The sequence below is a fragment of the Lentzea flaviverrucosa genome, assembly GCF_003350445.1.
Lineage (GTDB): Bacteria > Actinomycetota > Actinomycetes > Mycobacteriales > Pseudonocardiaceae > Lentzea > Lentzea californiensis.
Genome location: NZ_QQAU01000004.1, coordinates 1 through 26,319, shown reverse-complemented (window position 1 = coordinate 26,319; position 26,319 = coordinate 1). Strand labels below are relative to the sequence as shown.

Here is a 26,319-nt window from a genome sequence, read left to right as displayed (position 1 = left end):
CATGCGCGTGATGTTGCTGATCGGGGCGCTGGCGATGATCGTAGTGATCGCGGTCACGACGTCGGGCGTGTCGCAGGTCGTCAGCAATTCCACGAACCCCGCCGCCGGCGCGAACCTGATGCGGATGAGCTGCAACGCGGCGATCGGCCCGTGGGATTCGGGCAACGGTGACAAGGGCCGTCACGACGCGTCGCGCCTCAACGAGGAGCAGCGCAACATCGTCGCGCGCATCATCTCCATCGGCCAGGAGCGCAAGCTGCCCCCGCTCGCGTGGCAGATCGCGATCCAAGCCGGCATGACCGAGTCGGGTCTGCGTCCGTTGAACTACGGCGACCGCGACTCGCTGGGCATCTTCCAGATGCGCCCGTCGATGGGCTGGGGCACGCCGGCCGAGGTGACCGACCCGACGTACGCGATCAACAAGTTCTACGACGTGCTGCTCAAGGTGCCGGACTGGGAGAACAGGCGCCCCGGTGACTCGGCGCAGGCGGTGGAGCGGTCGGCGTACCCCGACCGGTACCACAACTGGGAGTCCATGGCGGCGTTCCTGCTCGGTGAGCTGGGCGCGATCACCGACCCGGCGGGCTGCGGCTCGGGCGCGGGGGAGTTCCTGCTGGCGTCCAACGCGGCGGGCATCGCGATCGGGTTCACCAAGGAACAGCTGGGCGAGCCGTACCTGTGGGGCGGCAACGGCCCGGACGCGTGGGACTGCTCCGGCATCCTGGTGAAGGCCTTCGGCGCGGCCGGTGTGAGCATCCCGCGCGTCGCGAACGACCAGTACGAGAAGGGCGGCGCCCACCTCCCGGTGCGCGACGCCCAGGCAGGCGACCTGATCTTCTGGGCGACCGACACGTCGAACCCCAGGACGGTGCACCACGTGGCCATGTACCTCGGTGGCGACGAGTACATCCACGCTCCCCAGACGGGTGATGTCGTGAAGATCAGCAAGGTCAACTGGGACTATTACGAGTTGATGCCGCTGGCCGTCCGGCCGGGCGTGTAGATCGCGGGGAGGCGCTCCATGTTCAACCACGACCCCATCCCGAGGCCTTCCGGACCGCCCGCGTCGAGCACACCAGTGCGTGACTACGTGGCGGCCGGTGCACCGGGAGTCTCTGCCGACTACGTGGTGATCCCACGTGCTCTGGCCGAGGCCATGCCGTTGCCGTTCCAGCAGCACCTCGTGCACCTGCTGGCGGACTTCCACCGCACCTACGCCCACCTGAAGTGGCCGGTGTACCGGGTGGTGCCGTCGCGCTACGAGAAGCTGGCCGACCTCGACGAGGAACAGCTGGCCGAGGTCGGCGCGATCATGGAGATCGACTCCGACGGTTCTCTCGTCTACCGCGACCGCTCCGGGCGCAAGATCGAGAACGCCGAGGACCGCACGGTGCTGGTCTCGTGTTTGGATCCGATCCCGGCGGAGTACGCCAACGCCAACCAGTCCACGCCGCCGCGGGGGTTCCCCGCGCCTTTGGGAGGCGAACGCGTATGAGCGACAGCAACGGTTGGTACTACTGCCTGACCCACCAGACGGTGGAGCAGGGCAAGGGCTGCAAGGGCCCGGACCGGATGGGCCCGTACCAGGACGAGGCCACCGCGGCCCGCGCCCTGGAGATCGCCCGCGAACGGACCAAGGCCGCGGACGAGTCCGACAAGAAGTGGCGCGGCGACGACGAGGACTGAGTTTCGGGTCCTTAGTCTGTGCGGGTGGCTTCCCTGGTGATCCGCACGGGCCGTGCGGACGTGTCCTTCGACGGCATCCGCACCGAGTTCGGTCTGCCGTCCTCCTTCGACGCGGCCGTGCTCGCCGAGGCTGAGGCGGCGGTCTCCCGTTCCCCGGGAGACCGCCCCGACCTCACCTCGCTGCCCCTGGTGACGATCGACCCGCCCGGCGCCAAGGACCTGGACCAGGCGCTGTGCGTCCTGAAGTCCGGCGACGGCTTCGTCGTGCACTACGCGATCGCCGACCTGGGCCTGTTCGTGACGCCCGGCGGTCCGCTGGACCTGGAGGTCCGGCGGCGCGGGCAAACCCTCTACCTGCCCGACGGCAACGTCCCGCTGCACCCCACCGTGCTCTCCGAGGGCGCGGCGTCGCTGCTGCCCGGAGTCGTGCGCCCCGCGGTGCTGTGGACGTTCACGTGCGGGGCCGATGGCGTTCCCACGGCTGTCGAGGTGCGCCGGGCGATGGTGCGCTCGACGGCCCAGTTCGACTACGAGTCGGTGCAGAAGTCGTTCGACGCGGGCGATCCGCACCCGTCCGTGGCGGCGCTGGCCGAGTTCGGGCCGTTGCGCCGTGCACTGGCCCGGCAGCGCGGCGCGATCGAGCTGCAGCTGCCCGAGCAGGAGATCGAGTCCGAGGGGGACGGCTGGCAGCTGGTCACCAGGCCCCGTGCCGAGGTGGACTCGTGGAACGCGGAGATCTCGCTGATGACCGGCATGGCGGCCGCGTCGATCATGCTGGAGGCCCGCGTGGGCGTCCTGCGCACGCTGCCCGAGCCGGACGACTCCGCCGTGGCCTCGCTGCGGAAGTCCGCGGCGGCGCTGAAGGTGAAGTGGCCCGCGGACCTGTCGCCGGGCGCGTTCCTGGCTGGCCTGGACGCCTCGACACCAGAAGCGTTGGCACTGTTCACGGACGCCACGCGGCTGCTGCGCGGTGCGGGCTACTCGGCGTTCAACGGGTCCGTCCCCGAGCTCGTGGCGCACGCGGGTGTCGCGGCCCCGTACACGCACGTCACCGCACCTCTGCGCCGCCTGGTCGACCGCTTCGCCACCGAGGTGTGCCTGGCGGTCACGGCCGGGCAGGAGCTGCCGGCCTGGCTGGCCGAGGCCCTGCCGCAGCTGCCGTCGCTGATGGGGTCGTCCGACTCCCTCGCCTCGAAGGTGGAGCGGGCGTCGCTGGACCAGGTCGAGGCGTGGGTGCTGGCCGGACGCGTCGGGCAGGAGTTCGACGCCGTGGTGCTGCGGTCCGGCGACAACGACGCCGAGGTGTTCGTGTCCGCGCCGCCGATCCTCGCCAAGTGCTCCGGGAAGCGGCTGCCGGAAGGTGAATCGATTCGCGTGCGCCTGGCCGAGGCCGACCCGGCCGAACGGCGCGTGCGCTTCGAGGCCGTGCGCTGAGAGCCCAAGGTCACGTTGGGCAGCCCGCTCCCGGCGGGGCGTGTGAAGATGCAGGGGTGACAGACATTCGTGACCTCACCGTCGGCGTCCTGGGCGGCACCGGAGCCCAGGGCAAGGGCCTCGCCATCCGCTGGGCCAAGTCGGGCCTCAAGGTGATCATCGGCTCCCGCAGCGCGGACCGGGCGGAGCTGGCGGCCAAGGAGATCGTCGAGATCGCGGGCGGCGACGTCCGGGGCGCGGACAACGCCGACTGCGCCGCCGACTCCGACGTCGTGCTGGTCGCGGTGCCGTGGGACGGGCACGGAGACCTGCTCGCCAGCCTGCGCGACCAGCTGGCCGGGAAGATCGTCATCGACTGCGTGAACCCCCTCGGCTTCGACAAGCAGGGGCCGTTCGCACTGCCGGTCACCGAGGGCAGCGCGGCGCAGCAGGCCGAGCTCCTCCTGCCGGAGTCGAGGGTCACCGCCGCGTTCCACCACGTGTCCGCCGTGCTGCTGGCCGACCTCAGCGTGTCCGAAGTGGACATGGACGTCCTGGTGCTGGGCGACGACCGCGAGGCCACCGACACCGTCCGGGAACTGGCCGAGCTCGTGCCCGGCTTCCGCGGCGTCTACGGCGGCCGGCTGCGCAACGCCCACCAGGTCGAGGCGTTCACCGCGAACCTCATCGCGGTCAACCGCCGCTACAAGACCCACGCCGGCCTGAAGATCACGGGAGTCTGATGCTCCCCGTCGACGACCTCGGTGAGCCGGTCGCGCTGGACCAGCCGCGCAGGGTGGTCAGCCTGGTGCCGTCGATCACCGAGGCCGTCGCGGTGAGCGTGCCCGGATCCCTGGCCGGGGCAACGGACTACTGCACGCACCCGGCCGATCTCGACGTTGCGCGCGTCGGCGGGTCCAAGTACCCGGACGTCGAGAAGGTCCTGGCGCTGCGGCCCGACCTCGTGATCGCGAACTCCGAGGAGAACCGCGCCGAGGACGTGGACCGGTTGCGCGCCAACGGCGTCAACGTCTGGGTGACCGAGGCGCCGAAGACGGTGCCGATGGCGCTGGAGTCGCTCAGGCGGCTCTTCGCGCTCGGCTGGGACCTCGTGCCCGAGTGGCTGACCGAGGCCGAAGAGCTGTGGCGCGACGCGAAACCGGCGAAGCTCACCGCGTTGATCCCGGTCTGGCGCCGCCCGTGGGTCGTCGTCGGCCGCGATACCTTCGCCACCGATGTGTTGCGGCGCCTGGGAATCGAGAACGTCTACGCGACGCACGACGAGCGCTACCCGCGTCCGGGCCTCGACGAGCTCAACGACAAGCGCCCCGACCTGGTGATCCTGCCCGACGAGCCGTACGTGTTCACCCACGAGGACGGCCCGGAGAGCTTCCCGGGCCTGCCCTACGCGCTCGTCAACGGCCGGCACCTCACCTGGTACGGGCCTTCGCTCGTGGAAGCAAAGCCTGCCCTCCAGAGGGCACTGGACTACGGCCAGGGTTGACAACCTCGGGTGGATTCGCGGAACCCCGTGCGCTGCCAGGATTCTCGCCCATGGGGAAACTAGCCGCGATCATCGCGACAGCCGCCGCCACCGTCACGCTCACCGCCGTCCCGGCCAGCGCCGAACCCGTCGTCGTCTACCAGCTCGCCGGCAGCACCCGCTGCCTCGCCGACGTGGGCACGGACGTCGTTCTGAAGCAGTGCAACGAACTCGCCGACGAGCAGCGTTGGATCGTCCCGATCAGCGGTGGCGTCGACTGGCCGCACAACATGCTCACCGACAGGTGCCTCGGCGCGACCGCCGCCGGTGACGTGCTCGGCCAGGCCTGCACGACGAGCGCCAACCAGCGCTGGCGTCGCGAAGTGTCCGGAACCTCCTTCCGGTTCCGCAACGTCGGCACCAACAAGTGCCTCACGGCTCAGGTGACGGTCGGGACCTGCGCGACGTCCAGCTCCAGGTGGATCGGCCTCCGCTAGTCCCGGAACCGATCCGTCGCCGCCAGCAGGGCAGCGAGGATGCCGGGCTCGTCGTAGGCGTGCCCGGCGTCCGGCACCAGCACCAGTTCCGACTCGGGCCAGGCCTTGTGCAGGTCCCAGGCCGACACGGCCGGGGTCGCGATGTCGTACCGCCCCTGCACGATCACGCCGGGAATGTCCTCGAGCCGCGCGGCGTCCCGGATGAGCTGCCCCTCCTCGAACCACCCGCGGTGCACGAAGTAGTGGTTCTCGATCCGCGCGAACGCCAGCGCGTACTCCGGCACGGCGAACTCCGCCACCAGTTCTGGCCGGGGCAGCAGTGTCACCGTCGCGCCCTCCCACGTGCTCCACGCGACGGCGGCGGGCCCGTGCACCTCGGGGTCCTCGGAGGCCAGCAGCTTCGCGTACAGCTCGACGGGATCACCGGACAGACCGGCCAGCGGCGCCGTGAACTTCTCCCACAGGTCGGGGAAGAGGTTCGCCGCCCCGCCGCGGTAGTACCAGTCCACTTCGGACGAGCGCAGCGTGAAGATGCCGCGCAGCACCAGCTCCGACACGCGCGAGGGATGCGTCTCGGCGTACGCCAGCGCCAGCGTCGAACCCCAGGAGCCGCCGAAGACCTGCCAGCGGTCGATTCCCAGCGACGTGCGCAGCTTCTCCATGTCGTCCACGAGGTGCCAGGTCGTGTTCAGCGACAGATCGCCGGACACGGAGGCGTGCGGCACCGAACGCCCGCAACCGCGCTGGTCGAACAGGACGATCCGGTAGGCGGACGGGTCGAAGAGGCGCCGGTGCGACGGCGAGCAGCCGCCGCCGGGACCGCCGTGCAGGAAGACCACGGGCTTGCCGGACGGGTTGCCGCACTCCTCCCAGTACACGAGGTTGCCGTCACCGGTCTCCAGGTGGCCCGACGCGTGGGGCTCGATCTCCGGGTACATGCGCCTATCGTCGGACACATGGCGCAGTTCTCGCAGGAGACCTCCACCACGGGGGCGTTCGTCAGGCAGCCGAACCGCTTCACCGCACGGCCGGAGCCCGAGCCGGGCCGCTACCGGCTCGTCGTGAGCCTCGCCTGCCCGTGGGCGCACCGTGCGGTCATCGTCCGCAAGCTCCTCGGCCTCGAGGACGCCATCTCACTGGCGGTCGTCGACCCGATCCGCGACGAGAAGGGCTGGCGTTTCGCCGGCACGGACCCGGTCCTGGGCATCGACTACCTCAAGCAGGCCTACGACAAGGCCGATGGGAGCTACGAGGGGAGAGTCACCGTCCCGGCCCTGGTCGACACCACGACCGGTGAGGTCGTCACCAACGACTACCCGCAGATCACCCTGGACTTCAGCCTCCGGTGGCGCCCGGAGAGCACGCTCTACCCGGAGCACCTGCGGGAGGAGATCGACGCCTGGATCGAGCCGATCTTCCACAACGTCAACAACGGCGTGTACAAGGCCGGTTTCGCCTCGTCGCAGGAGGCCTACGAGCAGGCGTACACGAACCTGTTCGCCGAACTGGACCGCATCGAGGCCCACCTCGAAGACCACACGTACCTGGTCGGCGAGCAGCTCACCGAGGCCGACATCCGGCTCTGGACCACGCTGGTCAGGTTCGACGCGGTCTACCACGGCCACTTCAAGTGCAACCGCACCAAGCTCACCGAGATGCCGAACCTGTGGGCGTACGCGAAACGCCTCTACGCCCAGTTCGGGGACACCGTGAACTGGGACCACATCAAGCGCCACTACTACGTGACGCACCACGACATCAATCCGAGCGGGATCGTGCCGGCGGGCCCAGACCCGGAGGTCTGGACCCGCTGAAAGCGCAGATCAGTGGAAGGTGTGCTCGGGTCCGGGGAACTGCTGTCCGCGCACCTCGTTGGCGAACTCCGCGGCGGCGCCCAGCATGATGTCGCCGATGTTCGCGTAGCGCTTGACGAACCGGGGTGCCTTGCCGCGGTTCAGGCCCATCATGTCCTGCCACACCAGCACCTGGGCGTCGGTGTCCGGACCGGCACCGATGCCCACGGTCGGGATGACGAGGTCGTGCGTGATCTGCTTCGCGACCTCGGCGGTCACCATCTCCAGCACGACCGCGAACGCGCCCGCCTCCTGCACGGCCAGCGCGTCCTGGACCACGACGTCGTGGTTGTCGTGGCGGCCCTGCACGCGGTAACCGCCCAGCTGGTGCTCGGACTGCGGGGTGAAGCCGATGTGCGCCATGACCGGGATGCCCGCGGCCGTGATCGCGCGGATGTGTGGTGCGAAGTAGGCGCCGCCCTCCAGCTTGACCGCGTGCGCCTGGCCTTCCTTCATGAACCGGACCGCCGTCGCCACGGCCTGTTCGACCGACACCTGGTAGGAGCCGAACGGCAGGTCGGCGACCACGAGAGAGCGCTTGACCGAACGCGTCACCGCGCGCACGAGCGGTACGAGCTCGTCCACGGTGACCGGCAGCGAGGTGTCGTTGCCGTAGACGGTGTTCGAGGCCGAGTCACCGACCAGCAGGACGGGGATGCCGGCCTCGTCGAAGATCGAGGCGGTGAAGGTGTCGTACGAGGTGAGCATGGGCCACGGCTCGCCGCGTTCCTTCATCTCACGCAGGTGGTGAACGCGAACCCGCTTGGCCGGGGGCTTCTGGCCCGCTCCGGAGCCGTAGGGCGCGGAAACTTCGGCAGTGGTCATCGTCGACCGTTCCTTTCCTCGAGGCCCACGTGTGTGGGTCCCCGGGCGCTTCGTGCACGGTTGCCGAACACCAGAGTGGCACCGCCGGCGAGAAACGGAACGCAGATGCGGTTACCGTCACACGCCTGGCCCCTCGAATCACTCGTCGGGCACGCCCTTGAGCGATTCACGAACCGCCATGACCACGGCGTCCGGCCGGTCCATCTGAATCATGTGCCTGCTTCCGGGCACCGGCACGTTGCGTCCCCACGGCACGAGAGCGGCCAACGACCGGTGCTCCGGCCACACCTTTCGCCCGGCCGTGAGCACCAACCAGGGCACACGCGGCAACGGCCGGCGCTTCCGCAGCCGTTCGAGCGTCGCCACCTGGCCGGGGTACGACGCGAGCTCCCACAGCACCGCCCGCCCGACGCCGGGGCGCCGGTAGACGAGTTCGACCAGGTCAGAAGGCGCCGGATCGGTCACGCCGAGCGTCGAGACCGCGGTCAGCAGGTTGCGGAACGAGTGCCCGTACCGCTGGGTGATCCGGGCGCCGAGCCAGCGGCTGCCGATGGCCCGCACGCCCTGGGCGGCCACCGCCGACAGGTCGAACGGGGCTCCCGAGCCCGGCGTCTCGGCGTCCGGGTCCAGCAGGACCAGGCCGCTGACCCGGTGCGGCCGCAACCGTGCGTAGGCCTCGACGTGCATCGACGCCATCGAGTGCCCGACCAGGACGGCCCGCGGCACCCCGCGCAGCACCGCGTCCAGCACCGCCACCTCCCGTGCCAGCGACGGCCCGCGCCGGGCGGGGCCGCTCAACCCCAGCCCCGGCCTGTCGAACACGACCACCCTGGCGTGGGGTGCCAGCAGCCGCACGGTCCGGTCCCAGTCGAACCACGCCCCGCCCAGTCCTGAGCTGAGCACCACGACGGGTCCCTCGACACGCCCGGAGGCGGCGACATGCACCCTTCCGGCGGAAGACGGGATCATGACGGTCATCGGCTGACCTCGGGAGTGGTAGTGGCACCGGCGTGGAAGTGGAAGACCGCGGGCGCGATCGCGACGATCGTGCAGCTGGCCGGGGTGTTGTCGCTGCTCAGGGTGATTCTGCCGGAGGACGGCTGGTTCACCGACCTCGCCGACGGCATCGGGTACCTCTTCGGTCTGCCGATCGACGGCAACCTGTTCATCGCCATGGTGTTCTTCGTGCTCGGGGCCGCCCTGCGCAGGCACAAGCGAGCGGCGCTGTGGACGCTGCTGCTGTTCCAGGTCATCGGACTCGTGCTGGTCGGCTCCATCATGGTCATCCTGGCCCTGGCGCCTGAAGAAGTCCTGGATCCGGGCGAAGAACCGCACTGGGTGTTCCTCGGCGTCGGCGCCACGACCTCGCTGCTGTTCGTGGCACTGCTGTTCGTGGTGCGCGAGGCGTTCCCCGCCCGGCTGGCCCGCGGCGCGTGGCGGCGGGCGCTCGCGTCGTTCGTGCTGGGCATGATCGGGCTGGTCGTCATCGGCTGGGGCCTCGCCGAGATCTTCCCCGGCAGGCTGGTCGCGCAGACCGACAAGATCGTGTGGGCGGCCAACCAGGCGACGGGCGAGGTGGTCCGGCTCGGCCGGCTCGACATCCCCGAGGGCCCGCAGTGGCTGAGCGTGGTGCTGGGCCTGTTCGGCGTGCTGGTCGCGATCCGGGCGATGTACCTGTTCTTCCGCGGTGTCCGCAGCCAGAGCATGATCACCGGCGACCAGGAGCTCGACGTGCGCCGGCTGCTCGCGGCCGACGGCGAGCCCGACTCGCTGGGGTACTTCGCGACCAGGCGCGACAAGAGCGTCGTGTTCGCGGTGTCCGGCCGGGCCGCGCTGACCTACCGGGTGATCGGCGGCGTGACGCTGGCCTCCGCCGACCCGATCGGCGACGAGGAGCACTGGCCCGAGGCCGTGCGGGCGTGGCTGTCCGAGGCGCGCACGTACGGATGGACTCCGGGCGTGCTCGGCGCGTCCGAACGAGGTGCGCAGGTCTACTCCGACGCCGGGCTCAAGGCGCTGGAGATCGGCGACGAGGCGATCCTGGACGTCCGCCGGTTCGTGCTCGCCGGTCCGGAACGGCGAGGGCTGCGCCAGGCGGTGTCCCGTGTCGAACGCGCCGGGTACACCACCCGCGTCCGCCGGCACAGCGAGATCGCGCCGGACGAGATGGCGTCCATCCTGGACCTCGCGGAAGCCTGGCGCGGCGCCGAGACCGAACGCGGCTTCTCGATGGCGCTGGGGCGCCTGGGAGATCCGAGCGACGGCCGGTGCGTGATGGTGGAGGCCTACGACGCGTCCGGTGCGTTGCGCGGCCTGCTGTCGTTCGTGCCGTGGGGCCGCCGGGGCGTGTCGCTCGACCTGATGCGCCGCGACCGCGCGGCGGAGAACGGCCTCAACGAGTACATGGTCGCCCAGCTCGCGGCCGCCGCCGGACACCTGGGCGTGCAACGGATCTCGCTGAACTTCGCGATGTTCCGCGCGGTGTTCGAGGAGGGCGAGAAGATCGGCGCCGGCCCCGTCCTGCGGGCGTGGCGGCGGGTGCTGTCGCTCGCGTCGCGGTTCTTCCAGCTGGAGTCGCTGTACCGGTCGAACGCCAAGTACCTGCCGGAGTGGGAGCCGAGGTTCCTCTGCTACCAGCGCTCCCGGTCGTTGCCGCGGGTCAGCATCGCCGCCGGCGTCGCCGAGGGTTTCGTGCCGTCGCTGCGCTCGTTGCGCAAGCGGGCGTTGCAGAAGACGGATGTCAGCGACGAGTTCGCTTCGAAGGTCGCCGAGATCGACGCGATCCGGGTCGAACCGAAGTCCGTGCGCAGGCCGGAGCAGGTCCGGGTGCGGATCGCGAAGGTCGAACGGCTGGTCGCGGAGGGCGTCGACCCGTACCCCGTGGGGTTCGCGCGCACCGATCTCCTGGCCGGGGCCCGCGAACGCTTCGGCGAGGATGTCTCGGTCACCGGACGCGTGGTGGCGTTGCGGGAAATGGGCAGGCTCTGCTTCGCGCGGGTGCGGGACTTCAGCGGCGAGATCCAGCTGATGCTGGCAGTCGACTCGCTGGGCGAGGCCCTGGCGTCGTGGAAGTCGGACGTCGACCTCGGCGACCACGTCGGCGTCACGGGCAAGGTGGTCAAGTCCGACCACGGCGAGATCTCGGTGCTCGCGTCGTCGTGGACGATGACCGCGAAGTGCCTGCACCCGTTGCCGGACAAGCGGAAGGGCTTCACCGACCCGGAGGCCCGCGTCCGCCAGCGCTACCTGGACCTGGTCGTGAACCAGGACTCGGCGCACCTGCTGAAGCTGCGCAGCGACGTCATCCGCAGCGTGCGCGAGTTCCTGCACGCGCAGGAGTACCTCGAAGTCGAGACGCCGATGCTGCAGGCGGTGCACGGCGGCGCGAACGCCCGCCCGTTCGTCACCCACATCAACGCCTACGACATGCGGATGTACCTGCGGATCGCGCCGGAGCTGTACCTGAAACGGCTCTGCGTCGCGGGCGTGGACCGGGTGTTCGAGCTGAACCGCAACTTCCGCAACGAGGGCGCGGACGCGACCCACAACCCCGAGTTCACGATGCTGGAGGCCTACCAGTCCTATGCGGACTACCGGGTCATGCTCGACCTGGTGCGCACGCTCATCCAGCACGCGGCCCGCACGGCGTTCGGCTCGGAGATCGCCGTGCGGCCCGAGGGCTCGTTCGACATCTCGGGGGAGTGGCCGGTGATTCCGGTCTACACGGCGGTTTCCGAGGCCCTGAACGCGTCGATCACCCCGGACACGTCCGTTGCGGAACTGAGGGCGCAGTTGGGCGCACGGGGTGTGGAGATCAACGAGGACTGGGACCACGGCCAGCTCGTGCAGGAGGCCTACGACTCCTTTGTGGAGGCCTCGACCGTCGGCCCGACGTTCTACATCGACTTCCCGACGTCGGTGTCACCGCTGACCCGCCAGCACCGCGTCGACCCGCGCCTGGCCGAGCGGTGGGACCTGGTGGCGTTCGGCGCGGAGATCGGCACGGCCTACTCGGAGCTGACCGACCCGCTGGAGCAGCGGCGGCGGCTGGAGGCGCAGTCGCTGAAGGCCGCGTCCGGTGACGTCGAGGCGATGGAACTGGACGAGGACTTCCTGCGGGCGCTGGAGCACGGCATGCCGCCGACCGGCGGGCTCGGCATGGGCGTCGACCGGTTGCTGATGATGCTGACCGGTACGTCGATCCGGCAGACCGTGCTCTTCCCGTTCGTCCGTCCTCAGTGAACCGGCTCAGTGATCGAGGTACGCGAGCACAGCCTGGACGCGCCGGTCTCCTGAGCCGTCCTCGCTGTTGAGGCCGAGCTTCAGGAAGACGTTGCCGATGTGCTTGTGCACGGCTCCCGCGCTGATGACGAGCTTCTCGCCGATGGCGGCGTTCGACAGACCCTCCGCCATCAGTCCGAGGACCTCGCGCTCACGCGGTGACAGCACACCGAGCGCGTCGTCCGCCTTGCGCCGCACGAGCAGCTGCGACACCACCTCGGGGTCGAGCGCCGTGCCGCCGTTCGCGACGCGGTGCAGCGAGTCGAGGAAGTCCGCGACCTTGCCGACGCGTTCCTTGAGCAGGTAGCCGACACCGCCGCCGCCGGAGCCGGCCAGCAGTTCGTGCGCGTAGCTCTGCTCGACCCACGCGGACAGGACCAGCACGGCCAGCTTCGGGTGCCGCCGGCGTGCCTCCACCGCGGCCCGCAGGCCCTCGTCGGTGAACGTCGGCGGCATCCGCACGTCGACCACGGCGATGTCCGGCTCGTGCTCGGCGACGGCCAGCAGGAAGTCGGCCGGGTTGTCCGCGGCCGCCGCCACGTCCAGACCTTCGTTGCGCAGCAACAACGTCAGCCCCTCGCGGAGCAGCGCGTCGTCTTCGGCGATCACGATGCGCATCGGGTCACCTCCCCGTCGGCAGCACGACGGTGAGCACGGTGGGCCCGCCCTCGGGACTGCTCAGTTCCGCGTTGCCGTCCAACGCCGCCACCCTGCCGCGAATGCCTTCCAAGCCCGTCCCCTGCTTCTCGTCCGCGCCACCCTTGCCGTCGTCGTGCACGACCACGGTGAGCTGGTCCTCGTTGATGCCCAGGCTGACCCAGGCGTGCCGGGCGCCGCTGTGCTTGGCGACGTTGGTGAGCGCCTCGGCCACCGCGAAGTACGCCGCCGCCTCCACCGCCGCGGGCAACCGGCCGAGGTGGTCGGCCTGCAACACGCACGGCACCGGGCACCGCGCCGCCAGCGCCTGGATCGCCCCGTCCAGTCCCAGATCATCCAGTACCGGTGGGTGGATGCTGCGCACGACGTTGCGGAGCTCTTCGAGCGCGTCGCCCGCCGCGTCCTGAGCACGCAGCAGCGCCTGCAACGCGTTGTCCGGGTTCTGCTTGAGCGTCCGTTCCGCGATGCCGAGCATCATGACCACGCCGACCAGCTTGTTCTGCGTGCCGTCGTGCAGGTTCCGCTCGATGCGCCGCAACTCGGCCCCGTGCGCCTGCAACGCCGCCGCCCGGGTCGCCACCACCTCGGCCAGCCGCTTCTCCAGCGAGGCCTTCGGCGGTGCCAGCAGCTTCCGCGCCCACTTCGCGTCCAACTCGGCCAGCCGCGGCAACTGGGTCAGCACCAACGCCAGCCCGATCGCGATCGGTACGCTCAGCGCCGCCTTCGCCCACGAGTCGACCCGCAGGCCGAACGAGTTCTCCATCGGCACCGCCCACCACAGCGTCGCCGCCACCGGCTGCTGCACCAACGCGCCGAAGACACCGATGGCGATCGAGCCGAAAAGCGTGCCGAACAGGGCGTGCAGGACGACCCACAGCCCGTCCCGGCGGCTGTCCGGATCGGCCAGCACCCGCTGTGCCCGGTGCAACCACGGCCCGTCGAGCGGCAGCGGCGGCGGAATCTCGACACCGCTGAAGCGCGCCAGGCGCAGGCGGTCGAAGTCCACGATCCGCCGGATCCACGGCGCGGTGATCGGCAGCAACGGCAGCACGACCACGGACAGCAGCAGAACACCGATGGCGAGCCAGGCCGCGATGGCCGTCAGCAGACCGGTCGCCAGATAGGCCAGCGCCGCCCAGAACCGTTTCATGGGAGCAAACGTAGCGGTCTGACCAGGTCCGGCGCGGTAGAGCAGGCTCCACTCCCGTGGATCACCTCGGTGACCGGGTGCTCAGCCCTCGCGCCACCCGTTCGTGATCGGCAGCCGCCGGTCGCGCCCGAAGGCCTTGTTCGAGATCTTGGTGCCCGGCGGGTACTGGCGGCGCTTGTACTCGGCTTTGTCGACCATCCGCAGCACCCGGTCCACCAGCTCCGGCGAGTGCCCGGCGGCCAGCAGGTCGTCGTACCCGCGGTCGCAGTGGACGTAGTCGTCCAGCAGCGCGTCGAGCACCTCGTAGTCCGGCAGCGAGTCGGTGTCGACCTGGCCGGGGCGCAGTTCGGCCGACGGCGGCTTGGAGATCGAGTTCTCCGGGATGGGCGGGGTCTCGCCGCGCTTCTCGGCCTCGGCGTTGCGCCACCGGGCGATGTCCCAGACCAGGGTCTTCAGCACGTCCTTGATCGGGGCGTAGCCGCCGACCGCGTCGCCGTAGATGGTCGAGTAGCCGACCGCGAGCTCGGACTTGTTGCCCGTCGCGAGCACCAGGTGGCCGTGCTGGTTCGACAACGCCATCAGCAGCATGCCGCGGCAGCGGGCTTGGATGTTCTCCTCGGCCAGGCCGGTCAGCCGCAGCTGCGAGACGTACGTCGACACCATCTCGCCGATCGGCTCGGTGGTGAAGTGCAGGCCGGTGCGCACGGCCATGTCGGAGGCGTCCGAACGCGAGTGCTCGGACGAGTAGGAGGACGGCATCGAGACGCCGTAGACCGCGTCGGCGCCCAGAGCGTCCACGGCCAGAGCGGCCACCACGGCCGAGTCGATGCCACCGGACAGACCGAGCACCACGGACCGGAAGCCGTTCTTGTGCACGTAGTCGCGCAGACCGGTCACCAGTGCGTGCCACACCTCTGCCTCGTCGGACAGCGGCTCGAACACGCGTGGCGCGGGCAACGGCTCGTACGCCGGGATCGCGTCGGAGAGGTACACACGGCGCACGTAGAAGTCGCCGATCTGGCCCTGCTCGTACTCGCGGCCGCCCGGCACGTCGAAGTCGACGAACATCAGGTGCTCGACGAACTGCGGTGCCCGCCCGACCAGCTGTCCGTCGGCGGAGACGACGAGCGAGTCGCCGTCGAACACCAGCTCGTCCTGGCCGCCGACCAGGTTGCAGTAGGCGAGGGGCGCGTGGGCTTCCGCGGCGCGGCGCGCGACCAGCGGCAGCCGCTGGTCGTCCTTGTTGCGCTCGTACGGCGAGGCGTTGGGCGAGACCACGAGGTCGACGCCGGCGTCACCGAGCGCGGTGATCGGGCCGCCGTCCTGCCACAGGTCCTCGCAGATCACCATGCCGACCTCGACGCCGTTGATCCGCACGATGTCCAGCGACGAACCCGGCTTGAAGTAGCGGCGCTCGTCGAACACGCCGTAGTTCGGCAGGTGGTGCTTGCACTGCCGTGCGACGACACGGCCGCCGTGCAGCACGGCGACGGCGTTGCGCGGGCCGACGGAGTCGTGTTCCAGGTAGCCTACGACGGCGGCGACGTCACCGAGGCCCGAGGCCTCCAGCGACCCGGCCAGCGCCTCCAACGCCTCGGCGGACGCGCGTGCGAACGACGTGCGGATCGCCAGGTCCTCGACCGGGTAGCCGGTCAGCACCATCTCGGGGAACACGGCGACGTGCGCACCGCCCTCACGGGCCTTGCGCGTCCACTCCACGACCAGCGAAGCGTTGCCCTGGAGATCACCAACAGTGGCGTTGACCTGGGCCAGCGCGATCCGAAGCTGCGGCATGCCCTCATCATCTCCCATACCATCGGGCTGTGGTCCGTCTCTTGAGCGTGTTGCTCGTCATTCCGCTGCTCGCGTCCTGCACGTCGATCGTCGAGGGGACCGCCAAACCGGGCGTGACCTTCGAAAAGGCCGGCCCGGCGGGCGTCGTCCCGGCCGGTTTGGAGGAGTTCTACGGCCAGCAGCTGGCCTGGGAGAACTGCGAGCCGTACGCCACGACGGGGTCGAGCCGCGACGCGTACGGCAAGAGGCGCGACGTCGAGTGCACACGCTTGAAGGTTCCCCTCGACTACAGCAAGCCGACCGGCGACACGATCACCATCGGCGTGCTCCGGTACAAGGCCACCGGGCAGAAGATCGGCTCGTTGCTGACCAACCCCGGCGGCCCCGGCGCGTCCGGCATGGCGTCGGCCGCGGGCATGGTCCCGGCCTACCGCAAGACCGGCCTCGCGGCGAGGTTCGACCTCATCGGATTCGACCCGAGGGGCATCGGCGCGAGCGAGCCGGCGGTCAGTTGCCTCACCGGACCGGAGCGCGACGCGGAGCGTTTGGACCTCGACACGGACACAAGTCCGGCCGGAATCGCCCAAACGGAGCAAGAGAACAAGGCATATGCCGAGAAGTGTGCCGCCGGTACAAAATTCGGTGCATCAATGCTCGCCAATTTGGGCACGCGGGACGTAGTTAAGGACATGGATGTCCTCCGCTCTGCGCTCGGCGACGCGAAGCTGAGCTACGTCGGGTACTCGTACGGCACCCGCATAGGCACTGAATACGCCGAGACCTTCCCCCAGAACGTGCGCGCGCTCATCCTCGACGGTGCCGTCGACCCGACCCAGGACCAGCTCGCGTCGCTGGTCGCACAGGCGGCCGGCTTCCAGAAGGCGTTCGACGAGTTCGTGAAGTGGTGCCGAGAGAAGAAGGAGTGCCCACTCGAGGCCGACGCCAACCTGAGCTTCCGGCAGCTCACCACCCCGTTGATCCAGAAGCCGGTCGACGTCGGTGGTCGCAAGCTGTCCTACAACGACGCCATCACCGCGGCGATCCAGGCGATGTACTCCGAACAGCTGTGGCCCCTCCTGCTCGACGGCCTCCAGGAGCTCAAGAGCGGCAAGGGCACGACGCTGCTGCGACTCGCGGACGCGTACTTCGACCGCGACGAACAGGGCCAGTACTCGACCATCACGGATGCGTTCAACGCGGTGCACTGCGTTGACGACGCACGGCTGACGGACAAGAACGCGCTGCTGGAGACCCAGAGGAAGTACAAGGAGGCGGCACCGTTCCTCGACGACGGCAACCCGGCCGGCGCGGCCCTCGACTCGTGCGCGTTCTGGCCGGCCCCGGTCACCGCGCGCACGGGCCCGCCCAAGGCAGAGGGCATCCCGCCGCTGCTGGTCATCTCCACGACCGGCGACCCGGCCACGCCCTATGAGGCGGGCGTGAACCTGGCCAAAGCGCTCAACTCCCGGCTCCTCACCTACGAGGGCGTCCAGCACACGGTCTTCCTGCAGGGCGACCAGTGCGTCGACGGCGCCGGCGTGAAGTACCTGATCGACCAGACCTTGCCCGCTGACGGAACCCGGTGCGCCTAATGACGAAGAGGCGATCCCGAGTCACCGCGGCCTTGTTCGCCTTGATCGTTCTGCTCGGCACGTCCACGTCCTACGCGCGCATCGACGGTTCACCCGTCGCCGCGCGCAAGGGTCTGGCGCGCTTCTACGAGCAGACGCTGGCGTGGGGTGCGTGCCAGCCCTACGCCACCGACGCGAAGAGCAAGGGCCTGTACGAGCGCGAGGGCATCCAGTGCGCTCGGCTGTACGTTCCGCTCAACTACGAGAACCCGGACGCGGGGACGATCACCGTCGGCCTGCTGCGGCGCCCTGCCGCGGAGAAGGACCGGAGGGTCGGTTCCCTGGTGGTGAACCCCGGCGGCCCGGGAGGTTCGGGCATGTCGCACGTCGCGAACATGCAGCCGGGCAACCCGGTCGGCAAGCGGTTCGACGTCGTGGGCTTCGACCCGCGCGGCGTGGGGGCGAGCCAGCCCCGCGTCCAGTGCCTGACCGACGCGGAACGCGACGCGCAACGGCTGCGGCCCAAGGGCGAGAGCGCGAACCTGACCGAGCAGGAGAACAAGTTCTTCGTCGACCGCTGTGCCGAACGCAGCGGCATCGACCTGCTGCGCAACGTCGGTACCCGTGACGTCGTACGCGACGTCGACGTGCTGCGCGGCGCGTTGCGGGAGAGCAAGCTGACCTACCTCGGCTACTCCTACGGCACGCGCATCGGCACGTTGTACGCCGAGATGTTCCCTCGCAACGTGCGCGCGATGGTGCTCGACGGCGCGGTGGAGACCAACAGCGACAAGGTGGCCGCGTCGGCACGCCAGGCGCAGGGCTTCGAGGAGTCGTTCCAGCGGTTCGCCGGCTGGTGCGCGCAACGCGACTGCCCCATCGGCAGGGACACGAGCGCGGCGGAGTCCAAGTTCCGGCAGATGATCGAGCCGCTCAAGAAGACCCCGCTGCAGGTCGGCGACCGCAGGCTGTCCCACTCGGACGCGAACACCGCGATCATCCAGGCGATGTACACGGACCGGCTGTGGGAGACCGCTCTGAAGGGTCTTCAGGAGCTGCGGCAGAACAAGGGCAACACCCTGCTGCAACTGGCCGACCAGTACCTCGGCCGCGCCCAGGACGGCACCTACAGCCGCATCCAGGACGCGTTCGTGGCAATCCGCTGCGTCGACGAACCGCCGATCAAGGACCGGGCCACCCTGGAGTCCAACCGTCGGAGGCTGTTGGAACTGCTGGGCAACGACACGATCCCCACCGACGAGACCGCGCTCGGCCCGTGCGCGTTCTGGCCGGCCCCGCACACGTCGGAACCGCATCCGCCCAACGTGGAGGGGCTGCCGCAGGTGCTGGTGGTGTCGACGACCGGTGACCCGGCGACGCCCTACCAGTCCGGCGTGGACCTCGCGCAGGCACTGGGCGCGCGTTTGCTGACGTACAACGGGAACCAGCACACGGCGTTCCTCGCGGGCATCGGCTGCGTGGACGGCGTGGGCACGAACTACCTGGTGGACCTGAGGCTGCCCGAAACGGACTCAGTCTGCTGAGCCTTCCCCGGCAGGAAGATCGAACCCAGCGCCCCGAGCGCGCAGATCACCGCCGTGATCAGGAAGATCTCGTGGTACTCGGTGAGCAGCGCCTCGGTGAGCCCGCGCTGGTACTCGGCCATCTGCCGCTGGAACTCAGCGGGTTCGACGCCGAACGGCAGCGGTGTGTTCAGGCCTGCCGTGAGTTCGCGGAACCGGTGGAGTCCCCAAGCGGACAACGCCGCCACACCGACGAGCATGCCCGTCATGCGCGCGACGACGACGAACGCCGACGCCACGCCGTGCCGGACGGGAGGCACGACACGCAGCACGGCACCGGACAACGGCGCGATGACCAGGCCCAGCCCGAAACCGGCGATGGCCAGGTCACGCGTGAGCACGAGCCCACTGACGTCAGCGGGCCACTGCGCGATGAACACGTACGACACCGACGCCATCGCGAGCCCGCCGAACGACACCCAGCGGTCGCCGAGCCGTGACGCGAGGAACCCGCCCAGGACGGCGCCGACCGGCAACGCGATCAGGAACCGCGTCAGCAACGTCGCCGCGGACGCCGAGTCGCGCCGCAACACGGTCTGCGCGAACAACTCCACGTCGACCAGCGTCACCATCAACGCCGCACCGGCGGCCAGCGACACCCCGAGCACGGCCCAGAACGGCCGCCACTGCACGCCGTCAGGGTCGATGAGCCGCACGGCACTACGGCGTTCCCACAAGAAGAAGCCGGCCAGCACGACGAACGCCGCGATGAGCGTCGGCCAGCCCCACGACGGAAGCACGGACTCGGCGGGCGTCGGGTTGTAGAGCGCGACGACCAGCAACGACAACGCTGCCGCCAGCAACACCCCGCCCACGACGTCGATGCGCACCTCGCGCCGTGTGTTCGGCACGGTCCGTTGCACGACCACCATCGCGATGATCGCCAACGGGATGTTCACCCAGAAAATCCACCGCCAGCTCTGGGGCTCCCACGCCTCGAACAACGGCCACGCGTTGAACAGCGAGGCCACCGCGATGCCGTACAGCGTGCCGAGAACAGATCCCAGCTCCTGAGCGGCGCCAACGGTCCCGAGAGCGGCCGACCGCCGTTGCTCCTCCCACAGGTCCGCGACCAGCGCCATCGTCACCGGCAGCAGCGCGCCACCGGCCAGGCCCTGCACCACCCGCCCGAGGACGAGCAACGGCACGTCCGCGGCCAGCGCCGTGATCACCGAGCCCACCAGGAACCCGAGCAGCGAGACCTGCAGCACGAACCGCCGCCCGAGCCGGTCCGACAGCTGCCCGAGCAGCGGCATGCCCGCCACGTACCCGAGCAGGTACCCGGTGACGATCGGCGTCGCCTGCTCCAGCTCGTTCACCGCGATGCCCAGGTCACGGACCATGTCCGTCAGGACGCCGACGACGACGTACGCGTCGAGCGCCCCCAGCAGCACGGCCGCGCCGGACGCGGCGAGAGCGACTCGTCTCATCTACGCGGGCGCCGTGACCGTGACGGGCTTGTCGAAGTCCGTGAGGCCGATGTCGACCTTCTGACCGGTGGTGAGCTCGAACAACGCGCTCTTGAGCTTGTTGTCCTTGTCGATCGAGAACGTCGCCTTCACGTCCGCGGAGATGCCCGGCACCAGCCCGGCCGCCACGTCCTTGGGCACCGTCGCCTCGACCACCGACACGTCACCGGACGACTTGGTCTTCGCGTCCTTCGAGCTGGACAGGACCTTCGCGACGCCCTTGTCCGGGTTCAGGATGGCCGAGGGGTCGTACACCTGGCCGGCGAACGCCGCCGGCAGCTTCGTGAACCCGCCGGTCGGGCCCTTGAAGTGCAGGTTTCCGCCGGTGAGCACGTACTCGATGGACAGCAGCTGCCCGCCGAACGTCACCTTCGCGGTGCCCTTCGAGTCACCGGCCGAGGTGAGGTCGCCGTCGGCCTCCTTCACCGGCACGTCCGGCAGCTCACCGTCGACCTTGATGGTGAAGTGGACGCTCTGGACCGAGCGCATCGATTCGGCCGACTTCGAGAGCAAGGTCGCACCATCGGGGAGATCTCCCCCGGACGTGCAGCTCGTGAGCAGGGCGAGTGCGCAAACCAACAACCAACGGGCGGACATGCGCTGATCGTAGAGACTCCTACTGTGTCAAATGCCGCCTCCGCTTAGAAACGTACGTCGGCGGGCCCTAAGCTGCGCTCTATGGACCGCCAGCAGGAGTTCGTGCTCCGCACGCTAGAGGAACGCGACATCCGGTTCGTCCGGCTCTGGTTCACGGACGTCCTGGGCTTCTTGAAGTCCGTGGCGGTCGCACCGGCCGAGCTCGAAGGTGCCTTCAGCGAGGGCATCGGGTTCGACGGGTCGGCGATCGAGGGCTTCGCCCGCGTCTACGAGTCGGACATGGTCGCGAAGCCGGACCCCTCGACGTTCCAGGTGCTGCCCTGGCAGACACCGGAGGGCAGCAACTACTCGGCGCGCATGTACTGCGACATCACCATGCCGGACGGCTCCCCGTCGTGGGCCGACCCGCGCCACGTCCTGCGCCGCACGCTGTCGAAGGCCAGTGAGGCCGGGTTCACCTGCTACGTGCACCCCGAGATCGAGTTCTTCCTGCTCAAGGGCCTGCCCGGTGACGGCAGCGAGCCCGAGCCCGCGGACAACGGCGGCTTCTTCGACCAGACCTCGCACGAGACCGCGACGCACTTCCGCCGTCACGCCATCGAGGCGCTCGAGGCGATGGGCATCTCCGTCGAGTTCAGCCACCACGAGGGCGCGCCCGGCCAGCAGGAGATCGACCTGCGCTACGCCGACGCCCTGACCATGGCGGACAACGTCATGACGTTCCGCTACCTGGTGAAGGAGGTCGCGATCACGCAGGGCGTGCGCGCCTCGTTCATGCCCAAGCCGTTCTCCGACCAGCCCGGGTCGGGCATGCACACGCACTTCTCGCTGTTCGAGGGCGACCGCAACGCCTTCTACGACGAGGAAGACCCGTACCAGCTCTCCGACATCGGCAAGCAGTTCGTCGCGGGCATCCTCAAGCACGCGCGCGAGATCTCCGGCGTCACGAACCAATGGGTCAACTCGTACAAGCGCCTGATCGTCGGCGGTGAGGCCCCCACGGCCGTGTGCTGGGGTCACGCCAACCGCTCCGCTCTGGTGCGCGTGCCGATGTACTCGCCCGGCAAGTCGTCGTCGCGCCGCGTCGAGGTCCGTTCGCTGGACTCCGCGTGCAACCCGTACCTGGCGTACTCGGTGATCCTGGCCGCCGGCCTGCGGGGCATCGAGAAGGGCTACGAGCTGCCGCCGCCCGCCGAGGACGACGTGTGGTCGCTGACGGACCGCGAAAGGCGCGCGGCGGGGTACGCGAACCTGCCGCAGAACCTCGGCGAGGCGCTCACCGAACTGGAGAACTCGGAGCTGCTCCCCGAGGCACTGGGCGAGCACGTCTACGACTTCTTCCTGCGCAACAAGAGGACGGAGTGGGACGCGTACCGTCGTAGCGTCACCCCGTACGAGTTGCGCACACTTCTCCCCATGCTGTGAGGCAGATACGTGCTCTCCGTGACTGAGGTACCCGAGTTCCAGCCGACGATCTGCGCGTGCACCGTCGCCACGGCGGCGGAGCTGCCCGCGGTCAAGGTCCTGTCCAGCTCGTTCCTCGCGGAGCACCCCGAGGGCAGGTTCGTCGCGCTGGTCGTCGACGCGCAGCCGGAGCACGCGGGGCCCGGGATGATGACGCCGCTGGACATCGGCGTCGCCGAGGACGAGCTGCACGTGCTCGCGACGTCCCTGGACGCCGCCGGGCTGAAGGCCGCGATGGTGCCGCGGCTGCTGGAGGCGTTGCTGTCGCAGGGCATGCCCGTGCTGTACCTCGACCCGTGGGTGCAGGTGTTCGGGTCGCTCACGAAGGTCGTGCTGGAGGCGCTGCGCACCGCACCGGTCGTGATGCTGCCGCGCACGTTGCGGCCGTTGGCGTCCGACGGCCTGCAGCCCGGTCCCGCCGACCTGCACGACCAGGGTGCCTTCGACCCCGGGTTCATCGCCGTCGGCCCCGGTTCCGAGCCCTACCTGACCTCTTTGGACATGCCGGCGATCGTGCCGCACCACGTCGTGCGCGACGCACGGATCGGTGTGTCCGTGTGGAACGTCGCGGACCGGCCGTTGCACCGCACCGAATCCGGTTCGTTGGCCGTGATCGGCCAAGACCTGCTGACGGTGCACTTCCGCGGGTTCGACCCACGGCGGCCGTGGTTGCTGTCCGCCGATTTCGCCGAACGTCCCCGTGTGCTGCTCTCGGAACACACGGAGGTAGCCGAGCTCTGCCAGTCCTACCGCGCCGAACTGGTGCGGAACGGCTGGTCCGTGGCACCAGTGCCGTACCGGTTCGACACCCTGATCGACGGGACGCAGATCCCGTCCGAGCTGCGTGCCGACTACCGGGCCTCCGCGCAGACGCCGCCGCCGGCGTTCGGTGAGGACGGTGGAGGCGGGTTCCTCATGTGGGCGTGCGAGCAGACCGAGGCCGGTGGTACCCGCTGGGCCGACGCCGTATGGCGTGCGGACACCGCGCTGCAGCAGCAGTTCCCGGCACCCTTCGGCGCGGACGCGGAAGCCTGGCGCGAGTGGTGCGCCGGGGTCGGCGTCGCTTCTGGACGGTTGCCCGCGCCCGCCGTGCCGCAGCCCCGCTCGGAAGGGCCGGCGCTGCTCGACCAGCTCGGTGTGTCCGTCATCGGCTCAGGACAGCTGGCGGAACTGATGCTCGCCGCCGCGCGTGCGTCAGGGCTGCCGGTGTCGGCCGCCGCCGGATATCCCGTCGTGGTGCGCGCCTCTTCTTCGGACGAGGTGCCCTCCGGCCGGTTCGTCGTCGACGTCGCGTTGGACGTCACCGCCGCGGACGACCGCACGGGCGTGAACGAACTATGGCTCTCGTCCGAGGCGTCGCGCGCTGCTGCCGAACGCATCGGCGGGCCCATCGTGCGCGTGGTGCCGGTGCCCGTGCGGGACGTCGGCGCGCGTGACCACGAGCCCGGCGAAGTGGTGGTGTTCGCGGCGATCGCGGACCACGACCTCGACAGGCCCGGCAACGTGCTGGGCGCCGTGTCCGCGTTCCTGACCGCGTTCCCGGACCGGACGGACGTCGAGCTGAAGATCGCCGTGTCCGGTGCGCTCGAACACCCGGAGGCGGCCGAGCGACTGCGCCTGGCCACGTCCTCCGACCCGCGGATCTCGCTGGTGGACGGCCTCGACGTGGCCGCGACCGCCGACGCCGTGGTGTCGCTGCACCGCGGCGGGGCGGACGACCGGATCGCGTTGCGCCTGGCCGAGCTCGCCGTGCGGGGAGTCCCGGTCGTCGCGTCGGACCACGGCGCCGTCGCCGAGCTGTTCGGCAAGACGGCTGTTCTCGTGCCGTGCCACCAGGGCGCCGAACCGGACGTGCAGGCCGCCGCGAAGCTGCTGCGTTCATTGGCCGATGACCTGCCCACGGCCGCGGCGCTCGGTTCGGCCGGCCGTCAGCACGTGCTGTCCGTGCGCTCGGTCGCACGGGTCGCCGAGGTTCTCCGCGAACGCGTCGAGCACGCGTACCGCGGATGGCGGGCGCGCCGGCCGAAGCAGAAGACCGAGGTCGACCCGATGCTCGCGCTGCAGTCGGCCAAGCACGCCTTGCTGAGGCAGCCGACCGTGGACGGCCCTCACCGGACGCCGATGGCACCCGCGCTGCGCAAGGTCGTGCTGCGCGCGCTGGACCACTACGACAACCACATGCGCCAGGTGCTGCACACCCTGATCGACGGGGTCGAGCGCACGGTGTCCGAGCTGGTCAACAGGCAGGACGCGCTGAAGGCCGGCGTCGGTGCCGGTGAGCTGGAACTGCTCCGCGCCGAGGTCGAGCAGGTCGCGCAACGGCAGTCGCACTTCGTCGACCAGTTGGTCGGCGTCGACGACGGGGTCGTGCGCGTGCGCGCGGACATGGCGGGGCAGGGCCGCCGGCAGCGCGACGTCGAGGACGCGGTCGTCGCCGAGGCGGCCAAGCGCGCGAAGTCGGACGAGGTGCTCGCCGAGCGGATCGACAAGCTGACCGTGGCGCTCGACCGCACGCTGGACCGGATCGACTCGCTGGAGTCCAAGGTCGTCGAGGTGTTCCGCGAGCGCGACACGCGCCTGGACGCCGCACTTCGCACCGCTCACCAGGCACAACAGACCGCGGACGCGCTGCGTCGCGTGGTCGTTCGTCAACACGAGAACGCCGGCGACGCGCCTGCGGTGCGTTCGTCGCTGGTGTTGTGCGACGCGGGCATGATGCGGCTGCCCTCCGACGACGCGTTCATGCTCCCGCTGTTGTCGTCCAACGGCGTGTGGGAGCCCGACCTCGCGGAACTGCTCGACTCCGTGCTGGAACCGGACGGCATCTTCCTCGACGTCGGCGCGTACGTCGGCTACCACTCGATCCGGGTGTTGTCGCGGCTCGGGCTGATGGGCGCCGTTGTCGCCGTGGAGCCGGACGCTTCCGCCGCTGCTCTGCTCAGGCACAACGTCTCGGCGAACCTGCCCGCCGCCGTCGCCGAACGGATGACCGTGGTCGAGGGCGCGGCGTGGGAGAGCGCGGGGGAGCTGGCCGTGTCGCCGACGCTGACCGGCGGTGTGTCGGTCTCGCCGCTGGCCGCCGATGCCCCGGCCGAGGTCGCGCGCGTGCAGGCGGTGCGCCTGGACAAGGCGCTCGAAGAGATCGCCTTGGTGCAGGGGATGAAGCTTTCCGTCGTCAAGGTCGACACGCCTGGACGCGGGCATCGCGCTCTCGCGGGACTCGTCCGGTTGTTGCGTCGCGACAGGCCGCACGTGTTCCTCGAGTTCTCCGCGACCGCGACGGCGGACTTCGGTGACGATCCGGTGACGGTGCTCAAGGAGTTCGGCGTCTGGGGCTACGACCTGGTGCCGGTGGCGACCCGTCAGCCCGCCGCGCCGGACCAGATCGTGCGGGCGATGGAGGGACTTCGTTCCATCACCCTGTGGCTGCGACCGCGCCCGGTCGGGGCCAAGCCACCTGCCCCTTCGCCGTCCGTGCCGATCAAGCAGCCCGCTGACCAGGCGATTTGACTTTGATCGTCCCCGTGAGTAACTTTCTCCAGGTCGCAAGCGGGACCACGGAACGAGCGGTTGACACCGCGGATCGGGCCGAGTAGAGTTCCACGGCGTCAAACCCCCCAGAAGTAAATAAGCGGCCTAACGTGCTGTCCGGGATCTGAAAATGACCCCGATTTGACACCGGGAAAGCCACTCAGATAACTTCTGAACCAAGCCAAAAACTGAATGCGAAGCGAGTTTGCGCCGAGCTAAAGAAGCCGAAACGGCCGATTTGACAAAGCGAAAACGAACTGGCTAAGCTTTCAACACAAGCCCCGAGAGAAAGCCTCCGGAAACGGAGACTGGAACCGGTGAGCGCGTGTTCTTTGAGAACTCAACAGCGTGCCGAAACACAGCCAGTAATATATGAATTACCTCCTCGTCGAGGTAGTTCCTTTGAGGCAAGACTAGATTGATGCCAGACATATTCCGTCTGGAGCGATCAAACACAATCCTTAT

Annotated in this window: 21 protein-coding genes; 13 read left to right on the top strand and 8 right to left on the bottom strand. The window is 69.6% G+C overall.

All coding sequences use genetic code 11. The features are described 5' to 3' along the window. Nucleotide 1: 1 nt before the first annotated feature. Genes DFR72_RS13710 through DFR72_RS13680 form a run of 7 tightly spaced genes read left to right on the top strand, consistent with a single transcriptional unit; the run spans nt 2 to nt 5,079 of the window. Nucleotides 2–1,003: a C40 family peptidase gene (locus DFR72_RS13710; RefSeq protein ID WP_090065772.1), complete on the top strand. Its 1,002-nt coding sequence runs from the start codon at nt 2–4 to the stop codon at nt 1,001–1,003. A gap of 18 nt (nt 1,004–1,021) precedes the next feature. Beyond that, a complete protein-coding gene (locus DFR72_RS13705; RefSeq protein WP_090065773.1) occupies nt 1,022–1,495 on the top strand; it encodes a hypothetical protein in 474 nt (157 codons plus the stop codon). After that, nucleotides 1,492–1,686 carry a hypothetical protein gene (locus tag DFR72_RS44975; RefSeq protein ID WP_090065774.1) on the top strand — a complete coding sequence of 65 codons (195 nt, stop codon included), beginning with the start codon at nt 1,492–1,494 and terminating at the stop codon, nt 1,684–1,686. Before DFR72_RS13705 ends, DFR72_RS44975 begins: the two co-directional genes overlap by 4 nt. Nucleotides 1,687–1,710: 24 nt before the next feature. Further along, complete coding sequence (locus tag DFR72_RS13695) at nt 1,711–3,120, top strand: RNB domain-containing ribonuclease (RefSeq protein ID WP_090065775.1); 1,410 nt, start codon at nt 1,711–1,713, stop codon at nt 3,118–3,120. A gap of 56 nt (nt 3,121–3,176) precedes the next feature. Continuing rightward, entirely contained in the window at nt 3,177–3,842 is a 666-nt protein-coding gene (npdG, locus tag DFR72_RS13690; protein WP_090065776.1) for an NADPH-dependent F420 reductase, read from the top strand. After that, nucleotides 3,842–4,603, top strand: coding sequence for a helical backbone metal receptor (locus DFR72_RS13685; RefSeq protein WP_090065777.1), 762 nt, complete (start codon nt 3,842–3,844; stop codon nt 4,601–4,603). The genes npdG and DFR72_RS13685 overlap by 1 nt, the downstream gene beginning before the upstream one ends. A gap of 50 nt (nt 4,604–4,653) precedes the next feature. Further along, a complete protein-coding gene (locus DFR72_RS13680; protein WP_090065778.1) occupies nt 4,654–5,079 on the top strand; it encodes an RICIN domain-containing protein in 426 nt (141 codons plus the stop codon). On the opposite strand, the gene pip is transcribed toward DFR72_RS13680, so the two are convergent. Next, a complete protein-coding gene (gene pip, locus DFR72_RS13675; protein ID WP_090065779.1) occupies nt 5,076–6,017 on the bottom strand; it encodes a prolyl aminopeptidase in 942 nt (313 codons plus the stop codon). The genes DFR72_RS13680 and pip overlap by 4 nt on opposite strands. An 18-nt stretch (nt 6,018–6,035) precedes the next feature. On the opposite strand from pip, the gene DFR72_RS13670 reads away from it, so the two are divergent. Then, nucleotides 6,036–6,893, top strand: a complete 858-nt coding sequence (locus tag DFR72_RS13670) for a glutathione S-transferase family protein (RefSeq protein ID WP_090065780.1) — start codon at nt 6,036–6,038, stop codon at nt 6,891–6,893. 9 nt (nt 6,894–6,902) lie between these two features. Here the strand turns inward: DFR72_RS13670 and panB are convergent, their stop codons facing one another. Both panB and DFR72_RS13660 read right to left on the bottom strand, forming a co-directional pair. Then, complete coding sequence (panB, locus tag DFR72_RS13665) at nt 6,903–7,757, bottom strand: 3-methyl-2-oxobutanoate hydroxymethyltransferase (RefSeq protein ID WP_090065781.1); 855 nt, start codon at nt 7,755–7,757, stop codon at nt 6,903–6,905. A 138-nt stretch (nt 7,758–7,895) separates the two neighbouring features. Further along, entirely contained in the window at nt 7,896–8,735 is an 840-nt protein-coding gene (locus DFR72_RS13660; RefSeq protein WP_090065782.1) for an alpha/beta hydrolase, read from the bottom strand. Here DFR72_RS13660 and lysX point away from each other — a divergent pair. Next, on the top strand, nt 8,697–11,999 hold the full coding sequence (gene lysX, locus DFR72_RS13655) for a bifunctional lysylphosphatidylglycerol synthetase/lysine--tRNA ligase LysX (RefSeq protein WP_090065783.1): 3,303 nt from the start codon (nt 8,697–8,699) through the stop codon (nt 11,997–11,999). The genes DFR72_RS13660 and lysX overlap by 39 nt on opposite strands. A gap of 6 nt (nt 12,000–12,005) precedes the next feature. Here lysX and DFR72_RS13650 read toward each other — a convergent pair whose 3' ends face one another. The 3 genes from DFR72_RS13650 to DFR72_RS13640 form a co-directional block, all read right to left on the bottom strand. After that, entirely contained in the window at nt 12,006–12,656 is a 651-nt protein-coding gene (locus tag DFR72_RS13650) for a response regulator transcription factor (protein WP_090065784.1), read from the bottom strand. A gap of 4 nt (nt 12,657–12,660) precedes the next feature. Then, complete coding sequence (locus tag DFR72_RS13645; RefSeq protein WP_090065785.1) at nt 12,661–13,845, bottom strand: sensor histidine kinase; 1,185 nt, start codon at nt 13,843–13,845, stop codon at nt 12,661–12,663. 81 nt (nt 13,846–13,926) lie between these two features. Then, complete coding sequence (locus tag DFR72_RS13640) at nt 13,927–15,639, bottom strand: NAD+ synthase (RefSeq protein WP_090065786.1); 1,713 nt, start codon at nt 15,637–15,639, stop codon at nt 13,927–13,929. A gap of 29 nt (nt 15,640–15,668) precedes the next feature. On the opposite strand from DFR72_RS13640, the gene DFR72_RS13635 reads away from it, so the two are divergent. Both DFR72_RS13635 and DFR72_RS13630 read left to right on the top strand, forming a co-directional pair. Continuing rightward, entirely contained in the window at nt 15,669–17,231 is a 1,563-nt protein-coding gene (locus DFR72_RS13635) for an alpha/beta hydrolase (protein WP_090065787.1), read from the top strand. After that, entirely contained in the window at nt 17,231–18,754 is a 1,524-nt protein-coding gene (locus DFR72_RS13630; protein WP_090065788.1) for an alpha/beta hydrolase, read from the top strand. Before DFR72_RS13635 ends, DFR72_RS13630 begins: the two co-directional genes overlap by 1 nt. Here the strand turns inward: DFR72_RS13630 and DFR72_RS13625 are convergent. Further along, entirely contained in the window at nt 18,709–20,223 is a 1,515-nt protein-coding gene (locus DFR72_RS13625) for an MFS transporter (RefSeq protein ID WP_090065789.1), read from the bottom strand. The two genes, DFR72_RS13630 and DFR72_RS13625, sit on opposite strands and share 46 nt — an antisense overlap. Beyond that, the gene (locus DFR72_RS13620; protein WP_090065790.1) at nt 20,224–20,859 is read right to left on the bottom strand and encodes an LppX_LprAFG lipoprotein; all 636 of its coding nucleotides are present in this window, start codon (nt 20,857–20,859) and stop codon (nt 20,224–20,226) included. Between the two features lie 81 nt (nt 20,860–20,940). On the opposite strand from DFR72_RS13620, the gene glnA reads away from it, so the two are divergent. Continuing rightward, nucleotides 20,941–22,284 carry a type I glutamate--ammonia ligase gene (gene glnA / locus DFR72_RS13615; RefSeq protein ID WP_090065791.1) on the top strand — a complete coding sequence of 448 codons (1,344 nt, stop codon included), beginning with the start codon at nt 20,941–20,943 and terminating at the stop codon, nt 22,282–22,284. Between the two features lie 18 nt (nt 22,285–22,302). Next, nucleotides 22,303–25,833 (top strand): FkbM family methyltransferase, encoded by a 3,531-nt coding sequence (locus tag DFR72_RS13610; protein ID WP_143086712.1) that lies wholly within the window; start codon nt 22,303–22,305, stop codon nt 25,831–25,833. The last annotated feature ends 486 nt before the right edge of the window (nt 25,834–26,319 follow it).

Excerpts from the sequence above, each read along its gene's own strand:
- DFR72_RS13650 (WP_090065784.1), bottom strand. The coding sequence starts at position 12,656 with ATGCGCATCGTGATCGCCGAAGACGACGCGCTGCTCCGCGAGGGGCTG.
- DFR72_RS13710 (WP_090065772.1), top strand. The coding sequence starts at position 2 with ATGCGCGTGATGTTGCTGATCGGGGCGCTGGCGATGATCGTAGTGATC.
- DFR72_RS13640 (WP_090065786.1), bottom strand. The coding sequence starts at position 15,639 with ATGCCGCAGCTTCGGATCGCGCTGGCCCAGGTCAACGCCACTGTTGGT.
- DFR72_RS44975 (WP_090065774.1), top strand. The coding sequence starts at position 1,492 with ATGAGCGACAGCAACGGTTGGTACTACTGCCTGACCCACCAGACGGTG.
- lysX (WP_090065783.1), top strand. The coding sequence starts at position 8,697 with ATGCACCCTTCCGGCGGAAGACGGGATCATGACGGTCATCGGCTGACC.
- DFR72_RS13680 (WP_090065778.1), top strand. The coding sequence starts at position 4,654 with ATGGGGAAACTAGCCGCGATCATCGCGACAGCCGCCGCCACCGTCACG.
- DFR72_RS13670 (WP_090065780.1), top strand. The coding sequence starts at position 6,036 with ATGGCGCAGTTCTCGCAGGAGACCTCCACCACGGGGGCGTTCGTCAGG.
- DFR72_RS13625 (WP_090065789.1), bottom strand. The coding sequence starts at position 20,223 with ATGAGACGAGTCGCTCTCGCCGCGTCCGGCGCGGCCGTGCTGCTGGGG.
- glnA (WP_090065791.1), top strand. The coding sequence starts at position 20,941 with ATGGACCGCCAGCAGGAGTTCGTGCTCCGCACGCTAGAGGAACGCGAC.
- DFR72_RS13705 (WP_090065773.1), top strand. The coding sequence starts at position 1,022 with ATGTTCAACCACGACCCCATCCCGAGGCCTTCCGGACCGCCCGCGTCG.
- DFR72_RS13660 (WP_090065782.1), bottom strand. The coding sequence starts at position 8,735 with ATGACCGTCATGATCCCGTCTTCCGCCGGAAGGGTGCATGTCGCCGCC.
- DFR72_RS13645 (WP_090065785.1), bottom strand. The coding sequence starts at position 13,845 with ATGAAACGGTTCTGGGCGGCGCTGGCCTATCTGGCGACCGGTCTGCTG.
- DFR72_RS13630 (WP_090065788.1), top strand. The coding sequence starts at position 17,231 with ATGACGAAGAGGCGATCCCGAGTCACCGCGGCCTTGTTCGCCTTGATC.
- DFR72_RS13685 (WP_090065777.1), top strand. The coding sequence starts at position 3,842 with ATGCTCCCCGTCGACGACCTCGGTGAGCCGGTCGCGCTGGACCAGCCG.
- DFR72_RS13620 (WP_090065790.1), bottom strand. The coding sequence starts at position 20,859 with ATGTCCGCCCGTTGGTTGTTGGTTTGCGCACTCGCCCTGCTCACGAGC.
- panB (WP_090065781.1), bottom strand. The coding sequence starts at position 7,757 with ATGACCACTGCCGAAGTTTCCGCGCCCTACGGCTCCGGAGCGGGCCAG.
- pip (WP_090065779.1), bottom strand. The coding sequence starts at position 6,017 with ATGTACCCGGAGATCGAGCCCCACGCGTCGGGCCACCTGGAGACCGGT.